The 21,727-nt window shown below is 39.1% G+C and carries 17 protein-coding genes; 13 read left to right on the top strand and 4 right to left on the bottom strand.

Annotated features, from left to right (window positions below; translation table 11 throughout):
* Positions 1–185: 185 nt before the first annotated feature.
* Entirely contained in the window at positions 186–2,147 is a 1,962-nt protein-coding gene (locus tag Q0954_RS12725; protein WP_299457379.1) for an adenylate/guanylate cyclase domain-containing protein, read from the top strand.
* Here Q0954_RS12725 and Q0954_RS12720 read toward each other — a convergent pair.
* Positions 2,144–2,716 carry a 5-formyltetrahydrofolate cyclo-ligase gene (locus Q0954_RS12720; protein ID WP_299457378.1) on the bottom strand — a complete coding sequence of 191 codons (573 nt, stop codon included), beginning with the start codon at positions 2,714–2,716 and terminating at the stop codon, positions 2,144–2,146. The two genes, Q0954_RS12725 and Q0954_RS12720, sit on opposite strands and share 4 nt — an antisense overlap.
* A gap of 124 nt (positions 2,717–2,840) precedes the next feature.
* Positions 2,841–3,737, bottom strand: a complete 897-nt coding sequence (locus Q0954_RS12715; protein ID WP_299457376.1) for a haloalkane dehalogenase — start codon at positions 3,735–3,737, stop codon at positions 2,841–2,843.
* Between the two features lie 194 nt (positions 3,738–3,931).
* Between Q0954_RS12715 and Q0954_RS12710 the strand changes: the two genes are divergently transcribed.
* The 6 genes from Q0954_RS12710 to Q0954_RS12685 all read left to right on the top strand — a co-directional run bounded on the left by Q0954_RS12710 (position 3,932) and on the right by Q0954_RS12685 (position 10,697).
* Complete coding sequence (locus tag Q0954_RS12710) at positions 3,932–4,879, top strand: hypothetical protein (protein ID WP_299457374.1); 948 nt, start codon at positions 3,932–3,934, stop codon at positions 4,877–4,879.
* A 281-nt stretch (positions 4,880–5,160) separates the two neighbouring features.
* The gene (locus Q0954_RS12705; protein WP_002696340.1) at positions 5,161–5,703 is read left to right on the top strand and encodes a SiaB family protein kinase; all 543 of its coding nucleotides are present in this window, start codon (positions 5,161–5,163) and stop codon (positions 5,701–5,703) included.
* Positions 5,704–5,714: 11 nt separating this feature from the next.
* The gene (locus Q0954_RS12700) at positions 5,715–6,110 is read left to right on the top strand and encodes a DUF1987 domain-containing protein (protein ID WP_299457368.1); all 396 of its coding nucleotides are present in this window, start codon (positions 5,715–5,717) and stop codon (positions 6,108–6,110) included.
* 125 nt (positions 6,111–6,235) lie between these two features.
* Positions 6,236–7,783: a PAS domain-containing sensor histidine kinase gene (locus Q0954_RS12695; protein WP_299457365.1), complete on the top strand. Its 1,548-nt coding sequence runs from the start codon at positions 6,236–6,238 to the stop codon at positions 7,781–7,783.
* 1,041 nt (positions 7,784–8,824) lie between these two features.
* Entirely contained in the window at positions 8,825–9,661 is an 837-nt protein-coding gene (locus Q0954_RS12690; protein WP_299457363.1) for an ATP-binding protein, read from the top strand.
* A 7-nt stretch (positions 9,662–9,668) separates the two neighbouring features.
* Positions 9,669–10,697: a hypothetical protein gene (locus Q0954_RS12685; RefSeq protein ID WP_299457361.1), complete on the top strand. Its 1,029-nt coding sequence runs from the start codon at positions 9,669–9,671 to the stop codon at positions 10,695–10,697.
* Here Q0954_RS12685 and Q0954_RS12680 read toward each other — a convergent pair.
* Positions 10,694–10,996 (bottom strand): TIGR03643 family protein, encoded by a 303-nt coding sequence (locus Q0954_RS12680; RefSeq protein ID WP_299457359.1) that lies wholly within the window; start codon positions 10,994–10,996, stop codon positions 10,694–10,696. The genes Q0954_RS12685 and Q0954_RS12680 overlap by 4 nt on opposite strands.
* 219 nt (positions 10,997–11,215) lie before the next feature.
* Here Q0954_RS12680 and Q0954_RS12675 point away from each other — a divergent pair, with 219 nt between their 5' ends.
* From Q0954_RS12675 to Q0954_RS12660, 4 genes are all read left to right on the top strand, one after another.
* On the top strand, positions 11,216–11,779 hold the full coding sequence (locus Q0954_RS12675; RefSeq protein ID WP_299457358.1) for an RNA polymerase sigma factor: 564 nt from the start codon (positions 11,216–11,218) through the stop codon (positions 11,777–11,779).
* Positions 11,772–12,563: a hypothetical protein gene (locus Q0954_RS12670; RefSeq protein ID WP_299457357.1), complete on the top strand. Its 792-nt coding sequence runs from the start codon at positions 11,772–11,774 to the stop codon at positions 12,561–12,563. Before Q0954_RS12675 ends, Q0954_RS12670 begins: the two co-directional genes overlap by 8 nt.
* A gap of 169 nt (positions 12,564–12,732) precedes the next feature.
* Entirely contained in the window at positions 12,733–13,665 is a 933-nt protein-coding gene (locus Q0954_RS12665; RefSeq protein WP_299457354.1) for a hypothetical protein, read from the top strand.
* A 525-nt stretch (positions 13,666–14,190) separates the two neighbouring features.
* Positions 14,191–14,589 carry a hypothetical protein gene (locus tag Q0954_RS12660; RefSeq protein WP_002696361.1) on the top strand — a complete coding sequence of 133 codons (399 nt, stop codon included), beginning with the start codon at positions 14,191–14,193 and terminating at the stop codon, positions 14,587–14,589.
* 290 nt (positions 14,590–14,879) lie between these two features.
* On the opposite strand, the gene Q0954_RS12655 is transcribed toward Q0954_RS12660, so the two are convergent.
* Entirely contained in the window at positions 14,880–18,938 is a 4,059-nt protein-coding gene (locus tag Q0954_RS12655; RefSeq protein WP_299457344.1) for a PAS domain S-box protein, read from the bottom strand.
* Positions 18,939–19,721: 783 nt separating this feature from the next.
* Between Q0954_RS12655 and Q0954_RS12650 the strand changes: the two genes are divergently transcribed.
* Positions 19,722–20,456, top strand: a complete 735-nt coding sequence (locus Q0954_RS12650; RefSeq protein ID WP_299457341.1) for a DUF2807 domain-containing protein — start codon at positions 19,722–19,724, stop codon at positions 20,454–20,456.
* Positions 20,457–20,465: 9 nt separating this feature from the next.
* The gene (locus tag Q0954_RS12645; protein WP_299457338.1) at positions 20,466–21,554 is read left to right on the top strand and encodes an acyloxyacyl hydrolase; all 1,089 of its coding nucleotides are present in this window, start codon (positions 20,466–20,468) and stop codon (positions 21,552–21,554) included.
* Positions 21,555–21,727: the final 173 nt, after the last annotated feature.

The raw sequence follows: 21,727 nt of genomic DNA, 5'->3' as shown, positions 1-21,727 counted from the left end.
AACATAAAATTATATGTTTTATAACACCTGAGGCAAAATAATTGCATAAGTTTTTAACCCAAATCACAAAGCAAATTATCAGTAAAAATTTCAGATCAGCCAGATGAATGACATCATTATGCTGGAATAAGGTGTGTTGATGCACAATTTTGAGAGACTAAAACCTTGTAATCAGTAACATTATTATGGATAATTTACGAACTTATTTGCTTTGCCTGATGATTTGTGGGCTATTGCCTCAGGTAAGCCTTGGGCAGTCAAACGATGTAGTGGTGCTTAAAGCCACTGTTGCCCAAAATAAAAAAGACAAAGCCCAGGTAGATGCTTTGAACAAACTTGCCGTAATTGAAAGTGGCAGAAAACCAAAGCAAGCGTTTGATTATGCCCAAAAAGCAGAAAAAATCGCCAATGCTATCAATTATAAATGGGGCTATGCAATGGCCAATCAAACAATGGGTGACCTACAGGTGAGAAACAATCGTTTCTTGCGGGCAGTCCGTTATCACGAAGAAGCCTTTAACACTATGGAGGCCTTACTCAAAGCCCAAAAAATTTCCCAACAAAAACTCGTTCACTTTATTTCTAAAAGCTTATTGCCAGCTTATCGGTTATTGAAAAGTAAAAAATCTCCGGTTCGTCGCGAACGTCGGGCAATCAGGCGTTACCAAAAACTTTATGGGCAGGCGGGACCTTACCACTCTGAGCACGCAAAAATTGTGAAGGAAGAGCTACGAAAGAAAAAAGAAGAGCTTAGAAAAAAGGAAGAAGCCATCAGAGCCAAAGACAAAACCATTTCGGACAAAGACAGGGCTATTTCAACCAAAAACAGTGAACTTGAAGGCAAGGCATCCGCACTGAAAAGAACAAAGTATCAAAAGTATTTATTGTCGCAACAAAAACTTATTCTTTCGCTTGAAAAAGATTCTTTGTCGAGTCAGACTGATACATTGACGCGCAACCTTAGAATTAAAGAAATGAAAGAGAAAGCATTGATGGATAGTTTGATTTTGCAAGACTTAGAGAAGAAAGGACTTGCTTTGAAGGCAGCCCAACACAAAGCCGAACAAGAAAAATTGATGGCTGAAAACAAGCAAAAAAAACTGATTATCAATTTTGCTATTGGTGGAGCAATAGTAGTCATCTTTTCTATGATTTTTATTATCAGGAGTTACCTGGCACAAAAGAAAGCCAATAAATTGCTTGCTTTGCAAAAAGAAGCCCTTGCCGAACGCACTGATAAGATTGTGAAGCAAAAAGAAGCTTTATCTAAAAAGAACGAGGAGATAACCAAGCAAAAAGACGAGCTTGCTACCATGAACGAAGAGGTGCAACAACGCAATGAAGAAATAAACACCCAGATGGAATTGATTGAAACTCAGAACGAAACCATCAAACAGGAACAACAAATATCGGACGCTTTATTGCTTAATATTTTGCCCGAAGAGGTAGCCAATGAGTTGAAAGAACACGGCAAAGCTAAAATACGCCACCACGAAATGGTATCGGTGTTGTTTACTGACTTTAAGGGTTTTACCAAACTGGCTGAGACTATGCCGCCACAAGAGTTGGTACAAGAACTGGAAAAGTGTTTTACCTTGTTTGACGAAATCATGGAAAAGCATAACCTCGAAAAAATTAAAACTATAGGTGATGCTTACATGGCTGTAGGTGGTTTGCCTGTACCTAATACTACTAACTTTGTAGACATTGTGCTTGCCGGGCTTGAGATACAACGCTCGATGGACGAACTAAAGGCTGAAAAGGAAGCCAATGGAGAGCCATTTTGGGAAACCCGCCTGGGTATCAATACTGGAAAACTGATTGCTGGAGTCATTGGTAAAAACAAGTTTGCTTATGATGTGTGGGGAGACACCGTAAACACGGCAAGCCGGATGGAGTCAAGTGGAGAGATAGGGCGGGTAAACATTTCGGGGGTAACTTATGAGTTGGTCAAAGACTTTTTTGAATGTGAATACCGAGGAAAAATTATGGCAAAAAACAAAGGAGCTATAGATATGTACTTTGTCAACTCTATCAAGGCCGAATTGTCGATAAGTGGAGAAGGGGTAGAACCCAACGAAAGGTTTAAAGCAATGTTGGAAGAAAAAAGTAAAGAAGTAGCCAGTAACCCCACTATGGCAGCCTAAAATATATAGGTCTCTGTAGGAGTGATACAGTGACTCAAAGGAATATCATATTGATCAGTATCACTGATCAGTGCCACAGGGGAAAACAATGACACCCCTGTTTTTTTTGTTTGTGGAGTACAGCGTGCTAAAAAACGGTCGTAAAATCCTCCTCCATACCCTACTCTATAGCCGTGCTTATCGAAACAAAGCAAAGGTACAACTACCCAATCTATAAGTGTGTCTGCTACGGGGGTGCCCTCTTGTGGTTCTGCAATTCCCCAACTATTTTCTATCAAAACGGTGTCTGGCGTTAGCAAATAATTACGCATTACTTTGTGCTTAAAATCAGTGACCGAAGTCACAACTTGAGTCTGAGGCATATTGTGCCATATATGTTGAATCACTTGCCAGGTGTCTATTTCGTTGTTTTTGACAATGGGTAAAAATACGTGTAAATAAGCAGGTGGGGTGTCTTTAAGCAACTCTATCAACTTAAGTTGAATAGCAGTACTTTGTGTATTTACCTTTTGTGGAGCCAGTTTTTTCCGTTGGTTTAGGTAGTACTTTCTTAGTTCGGTTTTTGTCATCGTCTGTCGTTTTTAGGAGCTGTTAGCCAATTCGTCATTCAAAAACATTTGCTACCACTCTAACACCTACCTTCCCCTTCTATTCGTTATTGAACTATTCGTCATTGGCTAATTTCCACCTCTTTTACTTATTTGCTTTTATAAAATCTACTACAATTTTTCCAAGTTCTTCGCCACGATCTTCTTGAATAAAATGCCCACCTCCAGCTACAGTAGTATGGGTTTGTCCTTTGGCGCCTGGAATCATCTGCTGAAAAAACTTATCAGCCCCTTTTGTGATAGGGTCAGCGTCGCCAAAGCAAGTTAAAAACGGCTTAGTCCACTGGCTGAGCACTTTCCACGCATTGCGGTTGGCTTCTGACTCAGGGCTGGTGGGGGAGTCGGGCACTAGTGCAGGAAATATTCTTGCTCCTGCCTTGTACGATTCATCAGGAAAAGGGGCATTATAAGCCGCCACAATGTCGGAGCTAAGTTCGGTAGTAGTGGCTTTTTGGATAATATTACCTACCGGAAACTCAGGTACCGTTTGCGAAAATTGTTTCCATTGTACAAACGATTCTGGCATTTTTATATCGCCTGTAGGCAAAAAAGTATTAGAAGCCACCACTCTTTTAAACTTGTCAGGGTTTTCGGTCACCATACGCAAGCCTAGCAAACCTCCCCAGTCTTGACAAAACAAAGTAATATTGTTTAAGCCCAAGTGATCAATAAAAGCTTGCATCCAGTCAAGGTGACGTTTGTAGCTATAGTCTTGAGTGTTGGCAGGCTTGTCCGATTTGCCAAAACCAATCAGGTCAGGGGCAACGGCTCTATAACCTGCTTTGGTAATCACTGGAATCATTTTGCGGTATAAAAACGACCATGAAGGTTCGCCATGTAGTAGCAGTACCACCTCGGCATTGGGACCACCTTCGTCTACATAATGCATTTGCAAGTTGGACGCTACTGGTGCATAGTGTGGCACAAAAGGATAATCAGGTAAGTGTTCGAATTGATGATCAGGTGTTTGTAATACGTGCATAATATTTTATGGTTTTTTATGTTCAACCTCTTTTAAACCAGTAGGTTACCTGTACAGGGTTTGGTTAATATATCTGTACAATACCTACTTGCCAAAGGAGAAATAATAATTAGGATAACTTGGGGAATTTCATATCACTTTCCCAATAAATTGATTATATTTGATTACTCAAACAGCCGTAAACTTAACTAAAAATGACCCAATTAATCAATTACTTGAAGCAACCTATTACAATTTTTTTATGGTTAGGCTTGTTGTGTTTATGGGCTTGTGGTAGTACCGACAACACAGGTACCCAACAAACCGACAGCATTGTCGAGGTAGACTCAGGTAACAATCCTGCCTTGATGAGTAGCCAGTCAGCCTCTAGCAAAAAGCGTCCTCCCGGATCTATTCCTCTTGATTTTCCATTGGTTAATACCACTGCCAAGGCCAACGAGTATGTGTTGGCGCCTATGCTTCAATGGGTAGAAGATGGCTTTGTCAAAGGAAAAGATCAGATGGTTTTGATTTTTTATGGTCGCAAAATGGTAGCACCTGGCAAAGTAGAGTCAAAACTTAAAGCTATAGGCAAAGAGGTGATGATGCCCAATTCAATGATAATACCTGTACCTGCGGGCGAAAAAGTGCTGAAAGGAGAAGTAGTGCTTACCTGGGAACAAAACCGGGGCTCAAGTATGCGTACAGCAATTGTAACCGATGCAAGCAATCCGGCAAGTCCCAAAATACAGTACCTTGATACTCCTTATACACCTGGAGTGTCTGATGTACAAGCGCAACCCAATACCTTTGTAGCTTTGCGCGAACCTTGGCAGCCAGGAGCTTACCTTGCGGTAAAAGAGGACTTTGGATACAATTATGCCCAAATTATAAGAGAGACAGACAACAAAGTACTTACTATTGGTTTTACCGGAAAGGTAAAGGTATATAATAAAAATAACTGCGTGCCAGTGCCCCTTAAGCCTCAGCTAAAGCCAGGGGACAAAGTACATGTGGTAAAAATAGCCGCTTTTATAGAAGGAGTAGTAAAAAAGGTGTTGCCCGAAATAGGAAGAGTGATTGTAGAAATAGATTTTGGCGGGAGACCTGAAACGGTTGTGGCAGGATATGGGAAAATTATCAAAGACTTAAAAATTAGGTAAGAGTATTGTTATTTTCTGTTCAATTTTTTATACCTTATCTCAAAATACAAAGTTTAATGTTTAATTTATACAAACAAATAAACACTGCTGTCAAAATTGCGTAATTTTTGTTCAGTAACTTAACAGCTTAAGTATATCTGGCAATTTGCGCGTTTTTAGTAATAGTCCCTGTGTAAAGATTATGCCCGGCAACATCTGAGCAAACACCCCTTAACGCAATCAAATCCAAGGGTTTGACTCAGTAAACTAATATTATCAAATTAATGCATGTAGTATAAACAATGTCTGAAAAAATCAACTTTTTTGCATATCAATCTGATTACTACAGTGAACACGAGATACTCCTATCCTATAAAGGACCGGTTACAGACATTATTCTTGCCGAAATAAGCCTTGAGATACAAAAAAAAATAAAAGAAAATCCAAGGATTTTTAGAAAACTTCATGCAATCTTTATAGAATTAGCCCAAAATATTTTATATTATTCAAACGAATACAACCACTTTCGTAAACAAGAGAAGGTGGGTTGTATTATCATAGCTCGTTCCGAAGATTATTATCACCTTGAAACCGGCAATTTAGCCAACACTGTGTCTATAAAGCTTTTACGGGAGCGTTGTAAGGTAATCAACGATATGGACGCAAAGTCGTTGAGAATGTACAAACGACACATGCGTAAACTGTCATTGATGGCGGGTGCCAGAGGAGCAGGCATTGGGCTTATCCAGTCTGCTTTGCTTTCTGAAAACCCTTTGGAAATGAGGAGTAGAAAAATTGATGATGATTATACATTTTTTACTTTATCCGTTAAAATTGCAAGATAAATAAAGTTGTTATGGAAAACTTATATATCAAGGGGCAAAGAGGCATTTATTTTACGCCAACCGTCAAGTTGGATGCTGAAGCTTCCGTTTGCGAAATTTCGGGAGAGTCATACCTTGAAGATACGGTAGATTTTTATGACCCTATTATCAAATGGCTGAATGCCTATAATGAGGAATCATACAAAACTCTTACGTTTAATTTTAAGCTTACTTACTTTAATACCAGTTCTTCAAAGGCAATTCTGAATATTCTGAAATCGCTGAAAAAATTTAAAGAAAAGGGCGGAGAAATCGTCATTAATTGGTATTATCCAGACGATGACTATGATATTCTTGCTGAAGCCGAAGATTTTATGGAAGATAGTAAACTCAGTTTTAATCTTATTCCTTACAAATTAGAGTATTAACTGTGGTGTAAGTATTATAGTCTTTGGCTCAAAGATGTTTTCTAAATATATTGTAGGTTTTTAAATATTAGTTTATATTTAAAATCATTCAAAATTCTGTAATCGCTACCTTACCATATAGTTTTATGGATACCAAAGTATCACTCGATTTATCTTCTGAAATGCATTGTGTACTTGATCCCTCAGGTAAAATTGTGGAGATAAATGCTATATTTTTAAAAAACCTTCAATACCTCAAAGACGAGTTAATTGGAAGGGATTTTATAGATCTGGTAGCCGAGAATGACCTTGAAACTATTCAGGAAACTTTTGACCAACTAGCGCCACAACCCCTGGAGCAAGCCCAAGATACAGACATTAAGTTCTCTACTTTTAATTGTCAGTTAAAAAGCAAGAATAATAATATACAGCAGTTTAGAGGCAAATTTGCCAAGTCAGAAGATGGCTACATCTATGTACTGGCAAGCATTGCTATCATGCAAGATGCCCCCCTTGCTCGTTTCCGCCGCTTTTTTGACATGTCGTTGCTTGCCATTGTGATTATCACCGACAAAGAAGGCAATCTTGTATTTGCCAACAAAGGGTTTTCTGATACGCTGGGTTATAACTGGCAAGAAATGACAGAGTATCCTTTGTTTCACTTTGTATATGAAGATGATAAACAGGCCACCTTAGACTATTTCAAAGAATTACAAGACAACATTGGAGTAACCCAAGAGATGATCAACCGATGTGTTTGTAAAGATGGTGGCTACAAATGGATAGACTGGAGAGCCATTTATGTAAGAGATCATGTGTATGCAGTAGCCAATGATATTACTGCACGCAAGCAACAAGAAATCAAAATCCAGGAATTGCTTAAGCAAACCATTCATACAAATAAAGAGTTGTCAGCATCGCGAGATAACCTTGAAAAAACCCTGGAAGAACTCGAAATACGCAACTTTGAGCTTGATCAATTTGTGTACAAAGTATCACACGATTTGCGCGCTCCGCTTACGTCTATTTTGGGGTTGGTAAACTTGTCGAAACTTGACAGTGATAATGCCGAGCGATTGATAGGTTATATTGAGTTGATTGAAAAAAGTACCCTTAAGCTTGATAAATTTATCAAGTCGTTGCTTGAATACTCACGTAGCGGGCGGGCTGACATAGTAACCGAAAAGATTGACTTTGAGGCGATGATTAGTGATTGTATTGAAGACCTTAAGTTTATGAAAAACTATGAGCGGGTACAACGCGATATATCTCTTAAAGGCAACCAGCCCTTTTACAGTGAACCATTACGGTTGCGTATTATTCTTAATAATATTATCTCTAATGCGATTAAGTATCAAAATACTTCAGTCGAAAACAGTTTTCTGAAAGTAAAAATTGACTTATCTACCCCTGACACAGCCAAACTTATTTTTCAGGATAATGGCATAGGCATAGCTCAAGAGTATCAAGGCGATGTATTTAATATGTTTTTTAGGGGCACCGAAAATGCCGAAGGCTCAGGACTAGGGCTGTACATTGTGAAACAAACTGTAGAGAAAATGCATGGCAGTATTTCACTGAGTAGCGACTATGGCAAAGGGACTCATATTATTTTGGAGGTGCCCAATCAATACGAGCAGTTTAAAGACAAAGAGAGTAATAATAGCCATGCCGATCAAGCCAAAACTTCCTGATAACAGGCATAAGGCATTCCCTTTAAGGCAACTGAGGCAACTCATTTTATTTTATTTCCCAACCATTTCAGCTCATTTTATTTCTTTTTAGCAAAAAAAATCATTATTATTTGGCTTAGTAATGGACAAAAAATAACCCCCGATGAATCGCATTGATCAGGGCTTAAAATTCCGCCTGTAAAAACCAGCTTCAAGTTGTGTTGAATCAAAATTTTTATGGAATCGTTCAAAACTCTTTGCTCGTTTTTATGCCACTTTTTACGAATATTAGCCCCAGTGGGGCGAAACCTTGGTAGAAAAAATAAACGAAGCGGGACACAGCTCCGTAGGAGTTGCGCCTAAAAGAGTCATTTTTGATGATTTTGATGTTATTTTAAGTGTTCGTAAAATTAAGCTTTGACGCATGCGATGAATCGGGACTGTAAGCTTTCGATTTAGGAAATGACCTTTACTCCTGATGCTTCGTTACCCCGGCAGTTTCGCCGGGACTGTGAGTTTTTATTGCCTGTAGCGCTGCCCCGAATCAAGTTCGAGGTTCAAGCTCTACGAGCGCAAAAAATGCCTCGCCTCAATAGCAAATATCTATCTCTAAATGGATACTTTATTTTTCAACCATTACTTAGTAAAACTACCAAAATAGTCTACTCCATCGAACAACATTTTTGAAAGGCATACTTCTTCAAAAAATATTTTGTTCACTTGGACTACTTTATTTTTATGTTTTACTTAGTTTTTTAACCTTGTGTGTGGTAGTGCAGTCAGTGGGTTTTTAAAATACTTGATACAAATATTAAAACTCAACTTTTTATACTTAGGAATGGTGTAAAAATAAATTTCTATAGTAACGCTAAAATATTTTGTTGCTAGACGAGGCAAAAAATTGGCTAATAGCAGCGCTATTCGGCTATTTTTTAACAAAGTATAGCCTCAAAAGATGAGGTTAAGAATGTAAATTTATTTTGGTACCATTCCTTATAGGCTACCCACAAGCGTCCTATAAACCATTATTACCTTAATCATCAATCATACTTACTTGATGCGATGGAAAGCAAGCACCCAGAAAAAGACCAAGAGGTTGGCAACAATGCCGAAAACCTCAAAGCAATGAACCTTGAGCTTGAAAAAATTGTGCAGGAACGTACCGAAAGTTTGCTGAAAATGAATAATCACCTTGAGTTGGCAAACCGAGAGCTAGATGCTTTTATCTATCGGGCCTCACACGATTTCAGAGCACCCATTGCATCTATCAATGGTTTAATTAATCTTGCCAGGTTGGAGGTAAAAGATACATCAGCCCTGGATTTTTTGGAAGAGATAGGCAAGGTGGTGAATAAAACTGATAACATGCTGCGCAAGTTGTTGATGGTAAATATAATCAATCGTTATTCAACTGAGCGGGTGCTGGAGCCCATCGACTTTAAAGCTATATTGAGCAACTTGCAAGAAGCTTTTGGTAGTCAGATGTACTCGGTAGGCATGCACATGGAGTTTGATGTAGCTCCTGAGCTTGACTACTTAGCAGAGCCTGACTTGATTCAGATTATTTTTTATAATATGATTGAAAATTCTATTGCTTTTCGCTCTCATCGTTCTGATAGCTCCCCTTTTATCAAGATTTTGGTGGAAGATGTAGTCGCCGATAATTGTATTAAAATTGTGTTTAGTGACAATGGGGTGGGGATTCCTAATAAATATTTCCGGAAAGTTTTTAGAATGTTTTTCCGGGGAAACGAAGCTGCCACCCAAGGCAATGGTTTGGGTTTGTATGTGATAAAAAAAGTAATACAAAAGCTTAAAGGGCGCATTAAGATAGAAAGCGAAGAGGGGCAGTATACTAATTTTCATATATTTTTACCCTATCTAAGGGGCATCAGTTGATACAGGTATGTATACATTCGCTATAAGAAATGTACTTTTAATTGTTTTTTTATCTGTTTGGACTTGTTCTTCAGTTGTTGCGCTTTCTGTAGCAGGTACCTGGACTTCTGAAACTTATCGCTATACTGCCCACCAAAATATTGTCAGGCAAAAAATACAGTACATTATTTCCGACTCTACCGTTCAGCTAAAGCTACACACTTTTGTTTTCAGTGAGTTTTACACCATCAAGCCACTTGTGATTCCCCCCTTAACTTATCATTTTCGTATTCATCGGTTCAGCATTACTTCACGTGCCAAAGGGCGTATCATTGTGCAGTCGCCAGCGGGTGCCTATCAGGTGATTCATTGTTATTCTAAGGCAAAAAATAGTTTAAGGATTCATTTTACTCCTGGAAAAACCTATACTTTGGCGCAGGCAACAAGCATAACACCTGTCTCAATGGGGCAACTATTTTTTCGAGAGGCATATTATTGGCAACAACAACAGTTGCCAGTAGTGCCTGCCATTACAGCACGTAGCTTTGCCCAGCTTCAGAAAGCAGTAAAGAAGCAACTGAAGAAGCGTAAGGCAAAAAAAATGAAAGCAGCAGGGGTAGATGAGGCAAACTTAAAGAATGAAGCATTAAAAACAGTGTTTTTGCTACAAGGATTTAACCCTTATTTGAGTTGGCGTAAAATGATTAAGTGGCAACAACAGCAAATGGAGCAGCGAGCAATGGCGTTGCTCAAAAGACAATTGAAAAAGCAAAAGGCGCGTTTAATAGCGTTAAAAACTACTCCTACCCAGTCTGTTGTCAATAAAAATCGCTACAAGGCAGCGCGTCAGGCCACCCAATTGGCTTGGACGCTCACCAATAAAAAATTAGAGTATTTGATTTTGCGGCAGCAGATAAGACTAAAGCAAGAGCCAACCCCTCAGGAACTTGCCCACATTAAACAAATCAAGCAAGTAATCGAAGGGTTGACCCAACAACAGTTTGTCTTGCCTCAGGAGCACACCCTGTTTGCACCAGTGAAAGTAGGTAAGGATTAGTGGTTTCTTTTGGCGATTTTATTTTGACTAATGCTTTTTTGGCGGCTGCAATGAAAGCGGTTTACGTCATGGGCACGCAGTTTTTTATGTTTAGTTTTTCGCCCTTGTACTCGTTTACGCCACATTTTCCACGACCTGGGCTTCATTTCTTTGCGCATTAACCGAATCACTTCTTGTTCGGTTAGTTCAAACTGTTGTCCAATGGCTTCAAAGGGTGTGCGATCTTCCCAAGCCATTTCTATGATCCGATCAATGCTTTCATTGTCCAGGTTTTTGAGTTTTTGTTTTAGTATATTCATAGTTTTTCAACAGTTTGTAGGGAAAAATGTTTTTATTTTAAGTGTGCTGATAATCAGGTGCTTATTTGTTTAAATCGATAAATGTTTACTTTTTTTTACCCCTCATGCAACCTTTGATACTACATTTGTATCTACCCTATAGAAACAAGCATATAACCAAGGTTTAGAGGTTAGATACCTCTCACTTTTTATTTAAAAACTAATAGCATATAACGCACAATGTCGAAACTTTCGTCAGAAAAAGCATTGGTAAAAGGATGCCGTAAAGGTAAGCGACAAGCGCAGCAGAAGGTGTATGAGTTATATTCACCTAAAATGTTTGCAGTGTGTCTCCGTTATGTGCGCCATCAATTTGATGCTGAAGAAGTAATGACCAATGGTTTTCTGAAGGTTTTCAGTAAAATAGATCAATTCAAAGAAGAGGGAAGTTTTGAGGGTTGGATTCGGCGAATTGTGGTAAATGAAGCACTGAACTACTTGCGTAAAAACAAGCGACATCAGGCAGAGGTAGACATAGAAAATATAAGCGAAGCTTCTGAGTTTGCCAGTGCCGAAGATAACCTAAATGCGCAAGACTTGATGAAATGTATTGATCAATTGCCCGACGGTTACCGAACAGTATTCAACTTGTACGCCATAGAGGGCTATTCGCATAAAGAAATAGGCGAGCAACTAGGAATCAGTACCAATACTTCTAAATCTCAATTATCACGAGCACGTGTTCTGTTACAGAAATATGTGCGTAACCAGGAAAAAAAAACTTATAGCATAGATCATGAGTAAACACCCAATAGACAAAATTTTTGAGGAGAAGTTGAAAGACTTTGAGCAGATGCCACGTGCTGCCGTCTGGGACAAGCTCAATGCAGCACTTGATAAAAAAGAGCCTGTGTCGTGGTGGAAACGCAAAGTAGTGTGGTGGTCGTCAGGTATTTCAATTACATTATTAAGCATAGGTTTGGCGTTGTGGCAGCCACAAGTTTCACCACCTCCAGCACAAGTAGCTGCCAAAATGGTAGACCTTCAATTGAAACTTGCAGGAAATCCTCTTGCTCGTTTTGACGCTAAAAAAACAACAAAAACTCAGGCATCAATTATCCAAAATAATACTTTAACGAAAAAGACTTTTACAGAAATAAAGGCAAAACAAGCCAGGCAGAACACTCAAAAAGGCGTGCAATCTAAAGGTAGTTTTGTTCGCCTTAAGCAAGGCAAGACAAGCAAAATGAGCATAAAATCAAGCACCAAGTCTGGAGTTAAAATTACATCGACTCAACGCAAAAGCTTTGGTGATTACTTTACACCACTACGCACCAAAAGTGTGTGGCTGAGTGTGGCAGCGCCAGAGCCAAAATCGCATTTACCTAAACCAAACAAGCCATTTCAAGTAACTGTAACCTTGAAACTGTCGGAAAACATGGCTGCAGAGCGTGAGCAGGACGAAGGGGGCAAAGGCTTGAAAAAAATCTGGAAAAAACTAAAAGGCTTGGATCACAATAAAACCAAAACTAAAAAGGCGGAGAAGAAAAGAAGCCTTTTGAGGTTTTTAGGCGATCGCGACGATTAATTGCTGTCTATAATTTAGGCAGGTTTAACTATAAGTTTTTAATAATTGCAAACACCGGTGTAAATCATAAAAACTGAAAAATTGTTTGTGGTAATGTATAAAACACAAACGTGTAGGATGAATCATTGACCATACAACCAAAAATGAAAAAAACATGAAATTATTCACTATGAAAAAAACACGATTTATTGCACTGGTGTTGCTGTTGCTGGGTAGTGTGAGTGCAAAAGCCCAGGATACTGTAAAAGTAGACGTAGGAGGCACTAAAGTCATTATTATTACCAAAGACAAAGATGGCTTGAAAGATTTGTCAAAGGTAGACTTGAATAAGATTATAGCCGAGGCAGTCAAAAAAGCAGACTCTAGCCGAAGTGGAAGCGAAAAAACCGTGATTGTATATCAGCCCAACGAAAATTTCAATGATTACTATACCAGTGAGTACGAAAACCAGCGAAACAGACACCGCAGATACAAACGTCGCAGGCGTTCACGGGTGCGTAATTACCTTTCGCTTGACTTAGGGTTTAATAATTACCTTGAAAACGGGAGGTTTCCAGATGAAGCCGGAAAGGAGTATGGACTAGACGTGTTTGGGTCGAGGTATATCTCGGTAGGTTGGTACCGACGCACTAGTTTGTTTGGGTCTCCCTTACGGTTAACCATGGGGGTAGAAGTAAGCTGGAATAATTTTATGTTTACCAATGACACCTACATTACGCAAGACTCGGCAGGTGTAAACTTTAGAGATTATCTAGAAGACAATAATGTAACTATAGATAAAAGCAAGCTGACCACTATTTATGCCAATGTGCCCATATTATTGGGACTTAGGTTTCAAAATCCTTTTGGGCGTACTGCTTTTCGGTTCGACATAGGAGGGTACTTTGGTTATCGTTTGGACAGCTACGCTAAGATTAAACCCAGCGGGCAAAACGTACAACGCCCCCATAGAAGTTATTTCTTGAATAACTGGCGTTATGGTTTGGTTACTTATCTTGGGTTTGATGGCTTTCAGTTGTTTGCCAAGTATGACCTCAACCCCTTATTTGTAGAGGGTAAAGGACCTTCACTTAATGCATTTAGTTTTGGTATAAGATTGTAAGTAATACCCTCGTATTTAGAATATAGATTCAATAAATTACCTGTTTTGAGCTGCAAAGTCTTTGACTTTTGCAGCTTTTTTAGTTTTAACCTTCTTTGAAAAGTCCATAAAGTGGGTTTTTATGAAAATGGTTTTTTGTAAATAAAAAGTTTAGGTTCCACTGTGCTTAAAGCTGCAAAAAACCTTAGTTTAGTCAAGCTTTTGTTATCATTGTACTTAGTTATTACATTTTTGTGATAGGAGTTACTATAGAGAGTATTGTACGCTTGTTTTTAAGTAACCAATTCACAGTCAGTTGTTTACTTATTGATCTGCTTGATAAATAAAACAGTTAAACCCTATAAAACCTACATGTTTAACTTATGACAATGTTTAGCCAATATTGTGTTTTTTCTGGTTTACTTTCAGTGTTTTAACTTACGTTTGCCTCATTGCCCTTATTTGTAATCACAGGTTTTATTCCCTACCATTGCATTGCAATTAAGCAACAACTTTATATTCCAAACCCCATCCAACTTTTTAACAATGACTGTATTGAAAAGAACAAGCGGTATCAACTTCGTGAAAATTGAACACTGTAAAAATACAAACACCGTAATTACCAAATGGCAAGGATACTGTCCACACGACAATATTATGGAAGGCATGCAAGCTGGCCTTACTGTTCTTAAGTCATCTAAGGCAAAACGTTGGATTATGGATACCGAAATGATGGAGGGTTCTTTGTCAGATTCGTTGAGTTGGCTTATTAAAATATGGCTACCAGCAGCACGTTATGCTGGTTTAGAAACAATGGCTTTTGTAACCTCACGCAATATATTTACAGAGCTATCGACTAAAGAATATGCAATAAAAAGTAATAAAACAGGTAACGAACATTTTTTGAGCCTGGAAGATGCTAAGCGTTGGATTGTGAAGCAATAAATACCATAGGAATGGTACCAAAATAAATTTACATTCTTAACCTCATCTTTTGTTGCTATACTTTGTTAAAAAATAGCCGAATAGCGATGCTATTAGCCAACCATCCCTCAAGCTCGCTCAATATCCACTGGATATTGCCGTGCCGCGTATAGCAACAAAATATTTTAGCGTTACTATAGAAATTTATTTTTACACCATTCCATAGAAAGTGATCCCCTGAGTTTTTTTATAAAAAGCCAGGGGATTTTTGTCTCTTGAAGTCCCATACAGAAATACGAGTTTTCAACGGCTCAATATTTAACCCCCATCACCAAAATATCATCAGTTTGGGAGGCATCGCCCCGCCATTCAGTAATTTCTTTATCAAGGAACTCTCCTTGTGTTTCCATAGGTAAGTGACTGATAGACAGCAATAAACTTCTGAAGCGTTTGGTAAGATATTTTTTACCATTTTTTCCTCCAAATTGGTCTTGAAAACCATCCGAAATCATATAAAACACATCACCAGGTTGTATATCTATTGTATGAGTTTCGAACACCTTCTGAAGCTTGTATTGAGTATTGCTACCAATTGGAAACTTGGATCCTCTTACTTGATGAATTTCTCCACCCCTTACATAAAGTAGAGGATTTTTTGCTGCGGCAAAGCGTAACTGCTTTTGGTCTTCATCTATTACCATGATGCTTATATCCATCCCATCGTTTACCTTACTATCTTCAGGAGAGTCGCTGTTGGTATGGAGCGTCTCTACCAATTGGTTGTCTAGCTCATATAAAATCTGATCGGGTTCGAGTATTTGTTGTTTGTTGATTACATCATCCAAAATATTGTTGCCTATAATGGTCATCAATGCCCCTGGTACCCCGTGCCCGGTACAATCAGCTGCAATCAATACCTTTTTATTACTTTGCCCGCTTTTCTCTATTTCCGAATACCAGTAAAAATCACCCGATACAATGTCTTTGGGCAAGTACAGTATAAAAGCTTCCCTAAAGCTATCAATTATTTTTTGTTCACGCGTAAGCAAAGCTCGCTGAATACGGCTGGCGTAGTTGATACTGTCGGTAATATTTTTGTTTTGCTTGGTAAGTTTCTGGCTTTGTTCTGCCAATTGTACCCTACTTGACTCTATCCGGGCATTACTTGCACTTAGTATGCGCTTAGAGGCTTCTAATATTTCATTTTTTGCTTTCAGCTCTTCCAGCGAGTCTTCCAATATGTCACGGGCTGCCACCAATTCTTGCTGTTGGTTTTTTAATTCACTAATATCAAAAGCTACGGTAGAGAAGTATTTGATAGAGCCATTGGCATTTTTGTGTGCCACTATAATCTGACTAGTGGGTACTTCGTGCCCATCTTTGTGCACCCATTCGGTTTCGCCCACCCATACTCCATGTTCTTTGGCGTAAGGAGTTCCTTCAGTTCTGATCAGCTCCATACTTTCTGCTGTTTGGAAATCGATGGTTTCCCTGTTATAAAACTCGTCAAACTCTGGTGGGTAACCAAGCATGTCTTTGCCCCCTTGATTGATATAGATAATCCGCCCTTTGTTATCGTTCATTGCCACCAGGTTAGGCGATGCTTCTAAAATGGACACCAAACGATCCTGTTGTTCTTCTATCTCTTTGCGTTCGGTAATGTCTTGAATTGTACCAGACAAGCGCACTGTTTTGCCTCGTCGTTGTTGTGCTTTGCCAATAGCCCTTACCCATATTTCTTTGCCCTTGGCAGATACCATTTGTAGCTCTAGTTCATACGAGTCTCCATTTTTTAAGGCACTATTGAAGTGTTCTTTGATAATTTGAGCATCTCCTTCTTTATAGTATTTAAAGAAGTCGTCCAGTGTAGGCTCCATATTAAATGGCACCTCGTATACCCTAAACATTTGATCGCTCCATACCAAACGATGCCCTTTTTCGTCTCGCAAGTCATACTCCCAGGCACCTACCTTAGCCGTTTTTTCCATACGGCTCAGCATATTTTGTTGTTGTTTTGCCTCTTTGAGCAGAATACTTACTTTTTGGCGTTGTTTAAACTCTTCAGTAATATCATTGGCTACTGCCAAAAAACCAATGATTTCATCGTTATCGTTATGAATGCCAGAAATAGTCAACAACACCCTAAATTTTGACCCATCTTTGCGTATATAAGTCCATTCATTTCTATCTACCTGACCTTGCAGAGCTTTGCCAAGCAACACATCCATGCTTTGCACTTCTTTTTTTTGAGTTTTGGCTATTTCCAACGCTTTTGCTTCAATTTCAGTGGTATCATGAAACAGCAACAAATCTTTTTTGTCTATCAGCTCTGATGCTTCATACCCCAACCACTTAGCGGCGGCTGGATTAAAACTGGTAATAATGCCGTGCAGGTTGGTAGATATAATAGAAAGCTCGGCACTCTGAAGAATACTTTTTTGAAAAGAGGTGATTTCTTCGAGGTGTTGTTTGGCTTTTGATATGTTCTCATTGGCAGACAACAGTTGGTCTGCATTGCGCCTTAACTCTTGTTCCGATGTTTTTATTTGCTCTATTTGCTCTTGTGCCTGTTTTTCCAGTAGTTTTTCGTTCGACACATCCTGGGCAAACTTAATGATTTTGAGCGGTTCGCCATCGTGGTTTTTCAATACTGAGTATACCCCTCTAAACCACAGGTCTTCACCATGTTTTGATATCCAACGAAAGACTCCATCATAGAATCCTGCGCGTTTTACACTGCTCCAAAAACGTTTATAAACCTCTCTTTTTTCTTCCCGATCGGGCAGAAAGAAAGCATAATCCTGTCCGATCACATCCTCAAGCTCATAACCACTTAGTCTTATGAAAAAGTCGTTGGCATGAACCACTTTGCCTTCCAAAGAAAACTCTACGATAGTATTGAATCTGGCAAAAGCATCACTACGTGCGCGGTACTCTATGTTTTGTTGTTCGGTAGCGGTAATGTCATTAGCAAGTTGTACGATCTTAATTACGTTGTCGTTATCGTCAGTAATGGGAGTATAAGAACTATTGATCCAGACATCTTCATGGTATTGATTCACTCGTTTGAAATCACCCGAATGTGGAATACCCTCTCGAAGCTCTTCCCAAAAATGAGTATAACTCTCCTCGTTTTTACCGTACTCATCTATCAATACGTCATGATGCTTGCCCAGCAAGTCCTCCCTCTCATACTTCATCAAATATAAAAAAGAAGTATTTGCCTCGATAATATTACCTTTTACATCATACTCAGCTACGGCAAGTGTACGGTTGATAGCGGCAAGATGCCCCCGTTGTTCTGTTTCTACCCGGCGTAAGTGTTCTTGAGTAGCCAAAAGTTCTTCCATGTTTTGGCGTAGCTCCTCTTCCGACGAGTACAGTCGCTGGTTAGATTCCTCTATTTCTTGTTTTTTACGTTTGTTTTCGGTGATATTATTCGCAATTACAATCACTTTTATTAATTGGTTTTCGCTGCTAAACACGGGCGTAAAAGTCATCGCTAACCAATAGCTGCCATCACGTGGAGTAGGGTATTCAAATTCGCCCGATTGACTGATGCCTTGTTTGAGAGTAGACCAAAATATTTTGTAGTGGGTTTTGTTATCCCAGCGTTGCGATTGTAGGAATGTTTTAGGGCGTTTGCCTAACAACCGTTTTTTTTTGATGTTTAAAAAACGGCAAAACAAATCATTGGCAAAAGTAATGCGCCCATATTTGTCTAGCTCCAGCGTGCCCATGCTATAGTTAAGCGCCGACAATTGCCCCCTTAGTACCCTTTGTAGTTGTACACTGCTATTAACAAATTGACTGGCAACAAAGGTAACTACCAACATGATAATCGCTAAGTTGACAGAGAAGAAGTAAGGGTGTTGTTGAGGTGTTTGTTGAAGGTTGAGTAAGGTAGTGAGTTGGTTGTCTATGATAATAGATACAAAAATGCCCAACAAAAACACATAAAGCCAATAAGCCGCTTGACGAAAAGGTGTACAGGTGAGCCCTCCTAACGCACTGGGCAACGCCCACAGCAAAAATGTGCCAGAAGCTTGAAAACCACCCATTAACCATTGAAATACAAAGGGTAGTAGTACACCACTGGCTACTTGAAATGTACGGGGAAGTGGCAAGGACTTTTTCTTGAAGAAAAGGCGGAGGTTGCCTAAAGTAAGCAATAGGTATACTGCCGAGGTAATGCCTAACCAATAATAGCCTAACACAAAACCCGCAATAGACCAATATGCTCCAGCAAAAACCATAAAGCAACCATAAAGCGTGAAGGCATACTTATGATTTTTGACAAAGAATGAGTCATCTTCGGTGCTACCTGCTGTAGCCAACGATTTTAAACTTTTTTGAAAAGCTTTAATCATATCAAATTATTGCATAGAAATCTCAATTGTAATTTTTGCAGCAAAACTGCCCACTTTGTGTTAGCTAATTCTAAGAACTTGTTTAAACTTAGTCTGCAAAGTTAAAAAATATGATTTTTGTGTGCTGGTGAGATAAATTTTATAAGTAAATAGCCAAAGCCCCGAATACAAGTTCGGGATTTTAAAACTATTGACGAAAAAATTAACAAAGCCAGCGCGGAAAAGGCTCTTTTTTAGCCCAGATTATAAATTTTAAACAAGTTCTAATAGCAGAAGGCAATAAAGATAATATTTTTATGCAAATATATACTAAATGTATCTGAAGCCTTGATAAAGTATTACAAAATTCAGGCAATGTTTAGGTAATCATGAACCTTAGGAACGGTGTCAAAATAAATTTACATCCTTAACCTCCTCTTTTTTGGTCAGGCGAGGTCAAAAAATATTTCCTTAAACTATAGAACTTTATTTTTGCATCGTTCCTTAGGAATGGTGAGAAATTAAATTACCATTCTTGAGGTAGAAGTTTTGCTTTGAGACGAGGCTATTTTTTGCGCCCATAGCAGCGCTACGGGCAATAAAAATAACGAAGTATCAAGGCGAAAGATCACCTCTCAGAGTGTAAATTTATTTTTGAACAATTCCTTATGCAGTCAAAATTTAAATTTATGCATATTTTTACAAGCTGTTGGGTGAGTCTTACAAAAGGTACAGTAGATCTTTTGCAAAAAAATGTGTAAACCAGCTCTAAAACTACAAAAATAATCTTAGCAGTCAATAACAATGAATTATATCAAACAACTTACTTATATTTTGACAGTGGTTTGCCTGATCATTTTGCCAGGGTGTCAGAATGGTTGCCTCAAAGGGCAGGGCAAAATCATTCGCCAGACAAGAAATATTGATAGCTTTAGCGCCCTAGAGGTAGATGGTTGGGTAGACGTAGTGCTTGAGCAAGGCAGTACGCCCGAAGTAGAAGTAATTTCAGGTAAAAACCTCATTGGTAACATTCTTACTGAGGTAAACACCGAAAGTGGTAAACTAATGATTAGCAACAACAATAAATGCCATTGGTCGAGGGGAGGAAGTCAACCAATTGTGAGGGTAAAATATCAGACACTGGTGCAAATAGACCACTTGGGTTTTGGCAACATTTCGTCGGTTGATACGCTCAGAAACGCCAACTTGCTGGTAAATATAAAGGGCAATGGCAATGTAAAACTATTGGTAAATGTGACAAATTTTAGGTGTGCTATGTTAGAGTTGGGCGATTTGGAGGTGCTGGGCAAAAGTGTTCGTAGTGACTTGTTTTCGCATAATGTAGGTTTTTTTAAGGGTAAAAACTTTGTGACAGATCATTGCATTGCCCGCACCCGCGACGAGGGACAGTTTGAGGTAACCGTGTCGGACTCGCTTATGGCTACTGTAGAAAGCACAGGCGATATTATTTATTATGGCAACCCCTCTTATGTAAAAACCAATGTGACAGGACCTGGCAGAGTGGTGGCAGGTAAATGATGAACTAAGATGATGATACAAAAAAATAAACTAATACAATGCGTGTATTGCTTGCTGATAGGGGTGTTTTGGCAAGGCAACCTCAAGGCGCAAAACTTTAGTGTAGATGCGCAGGCGCTTACCGGCTTACTTATTCCCATTAGCCTTACCTCGCCCCAACTGACTACCGCAAGCCCAAAAGGAGTAGAACTAAGGCTCATGAAACAAACATCGGGCAGTAAAGACTGGCACCATTGGTATAAGTCGCCTCGTTTTGGGGTTACATTTATCCACTATGACTTTCGCAACGAGTTTTTGGGCAAAGCCTATAGCTTACAAGGAGTGGGAGACTTTCCGTTGAAGCAAAGAAAACGACACGATTGGCATTTGTTGGTGGGCTATGGGGTGGCTTATCTGACCGAAAACTACCGTAAGTTTCGCAACCGAAAAAACACTTATATAGGTAGCCAGTTTAACTATTCTTTTGAGATGATGTTAGGCTATAACTATTACTTGACTCCACGGCTTCAGCTTTCGGCCGAAGCAGGTATCATTCATTACTCCAATGCAGCACTGCAAATGCCCAATGGGGGAATCAATGCTTTGTCGTTGGGTTTAGGGATAAAATACAGACAAAATAAACCTGTAGAAAACAAGGTAGATACTACCTTCTATAAACCAAAAAAATGGCGTTGGAATATATCAGGAGCATTTGGTATGTTGGAGCAATACCCTACGGGGGGGCGAAAGTATGCGGTATATAATGTGAACTTTTTGGGCGAAAAACGCATTAGCCGTAAAGTGAGTTGGTTATTGGGGGTAGAAGCGATCTATAATAATTTGTACAAAGAGTATACTCCTGATGGCAAAAACCAACCTGAACCTGCATTGCCCGGAAGGGCGGCGGTGCTTACTGGCATGGATATTTTGGTGGGGCAAATGGCCATTATGATTCAGGCGGGGGTGTATGTATACAAACCCCAACCGTTTGACGCGATATGGTATAATAAATATGGCTTTAAATGGCGGTTTTATCAAGAACTTTTTACTTCATTTGCTATTAAAACCCAACTAGGTGCTGCCGATAACTTTGAGCTAGGGTTGGGGTATAGATTCTAGGGAATGACTTGATTGCTCTATTTTTTGCGAAGCGACTATACAAACTATATGCTATTGCCTAAAGCGTAGCTAAAAACTATCGTCCAATGCTATTTCCTTAGAGCTTGTTTAAAGCGGTCGTTTATAGGAGATTTTATGATGAGTTTTCAGATTAGATGCGTCAAATTTTGAAG

The organism is uncultured Microscilla sp., from assembly GCF_947493425.1.
Lineage (GTDB): Bacteria > Bacteroidota > Bacteroidia > Cytophagales > Microscillaceae > Microscilla.
Note: the sequence above shows the minus strand (reverse complement) of the source record. Positions and strands in the feature narration are given on the sequence as shown.

Bases quoted from the DNA above. Each gene is read 5' to 3' on its own strand.
- Q0954_RS12720 (WP_299457378.1), bottom strand. From the start codon at position 2,716: ATGACAAAAACCGAACTAAGAAAGTACTACCTAAACCAACGGAAAAAA.
- Q0954_RS12670 (WP_299457357.1), top strand. From the start codon at position 11,772: ATGAGTAAACACCCAATAGACAAAATTTTTGAGGAGAAGTTGAAAGAC.
- Q0954_RS12705 (WP_002696340.1), top strand. From the start codon at position 5,161: ATGTCTGAAAAAATCAACTTTTTTGCATATCAATCTGATTACTACAGT.
- Q0954_RS12650 (WP_299457341.1), top strand. From the start codon at position 19,722: ATGAATTATATCAAACAACTTACTTATATTTTGACAGTGGTTTGCCTG.
- Q0954_RS12710 (WP_299457374.1), top strand. From the start codon at position 3,932: ATGACCCAATTAATCAATTACTTGAAGCAACCTATTACAATTTTTTTA.
- Q0954_RS12700 (WP_299457368.1), top strand. From the start codon at position 5,715: ATGGAAAACTTATATATCAAGGGGCAAAGAGGCATTTATTTTACGCCA.
- Q0954_RS12655 (WP_299457344.1), bottom strand. From the start codon at position 18,938: ATGATTAAAGCTTTTCAAAAAAGTTTAAAATCGTTGGCTACAGCAGGT.
- Q0954_RS12690 (WP_299457363.1), top strand. From the start codon at position 8,825: ATGGAAAGCAAGCACCCAGAAAAAGACCAAGAGGTTGGCAACAATGCC.
- Q0954_RS12675 (WP_299457358.1), top strand. From the start codon at position 11,216: ATGTCGAAACTTTCGTCAGAAAAAGCATTGGTAAAAGGATGCCGTAAA.
- Q0954_RS12695 (WP_299457365.1), top strand. From the start codon at position 6,236: ATGGATACCAAAGTATCACTCGATTTATCTTCTGAAATGCATTGTGTA.
- Q0954_RS12660 (WP_002696361.1), top strand. From the start codon at position 14,191: ATGACTGTATTGAAAAGAACAAGCGGTATCAACTTCGTGAAAATTGAA.
- Q0954_RS12665 (WP_299457354.1), top strand. From the start codon at position 12,733: ATGAAAAAAACACGATTTATTGCACTGGTGTTGCTGTTGCTGGGTAGT.
- Q0954_RS12725 (WP_299457379.1), top strand. From the start codon at position 186: ATGGATAATTTACGAACTTATTTGCTTTGCCTGATGATTTGTGGGCTA.
- Q0954_RS12680 (WP_299457359.1), bottom strand. From the start codon at position 10,996: ATGAATATACTAAAACAAAAACTCAAAAACCTGGACAATGAAAGCATT.
- Q0954_RS12645 (WP_299457338.1), top strand. From the start codon at position 20,466: ATGATGATACAAAAAAATAAACTAATACAATGCGTGTATTGCTTGCTG.
- Q0954_RS12685 (WP_299457361.1), top strand. From the start codon at position 9,669: ATGTATACATTCGCTATAAGAAATGTACTTTTAATTGTTTTTTTATCT.
- Q0954_RS12715 (WP_299457376.1), bottom strand. From the start codon at position 3,737: ATGCACGTATTACAAACACCTGATCATCAATTCGAACACTTACCTGAT.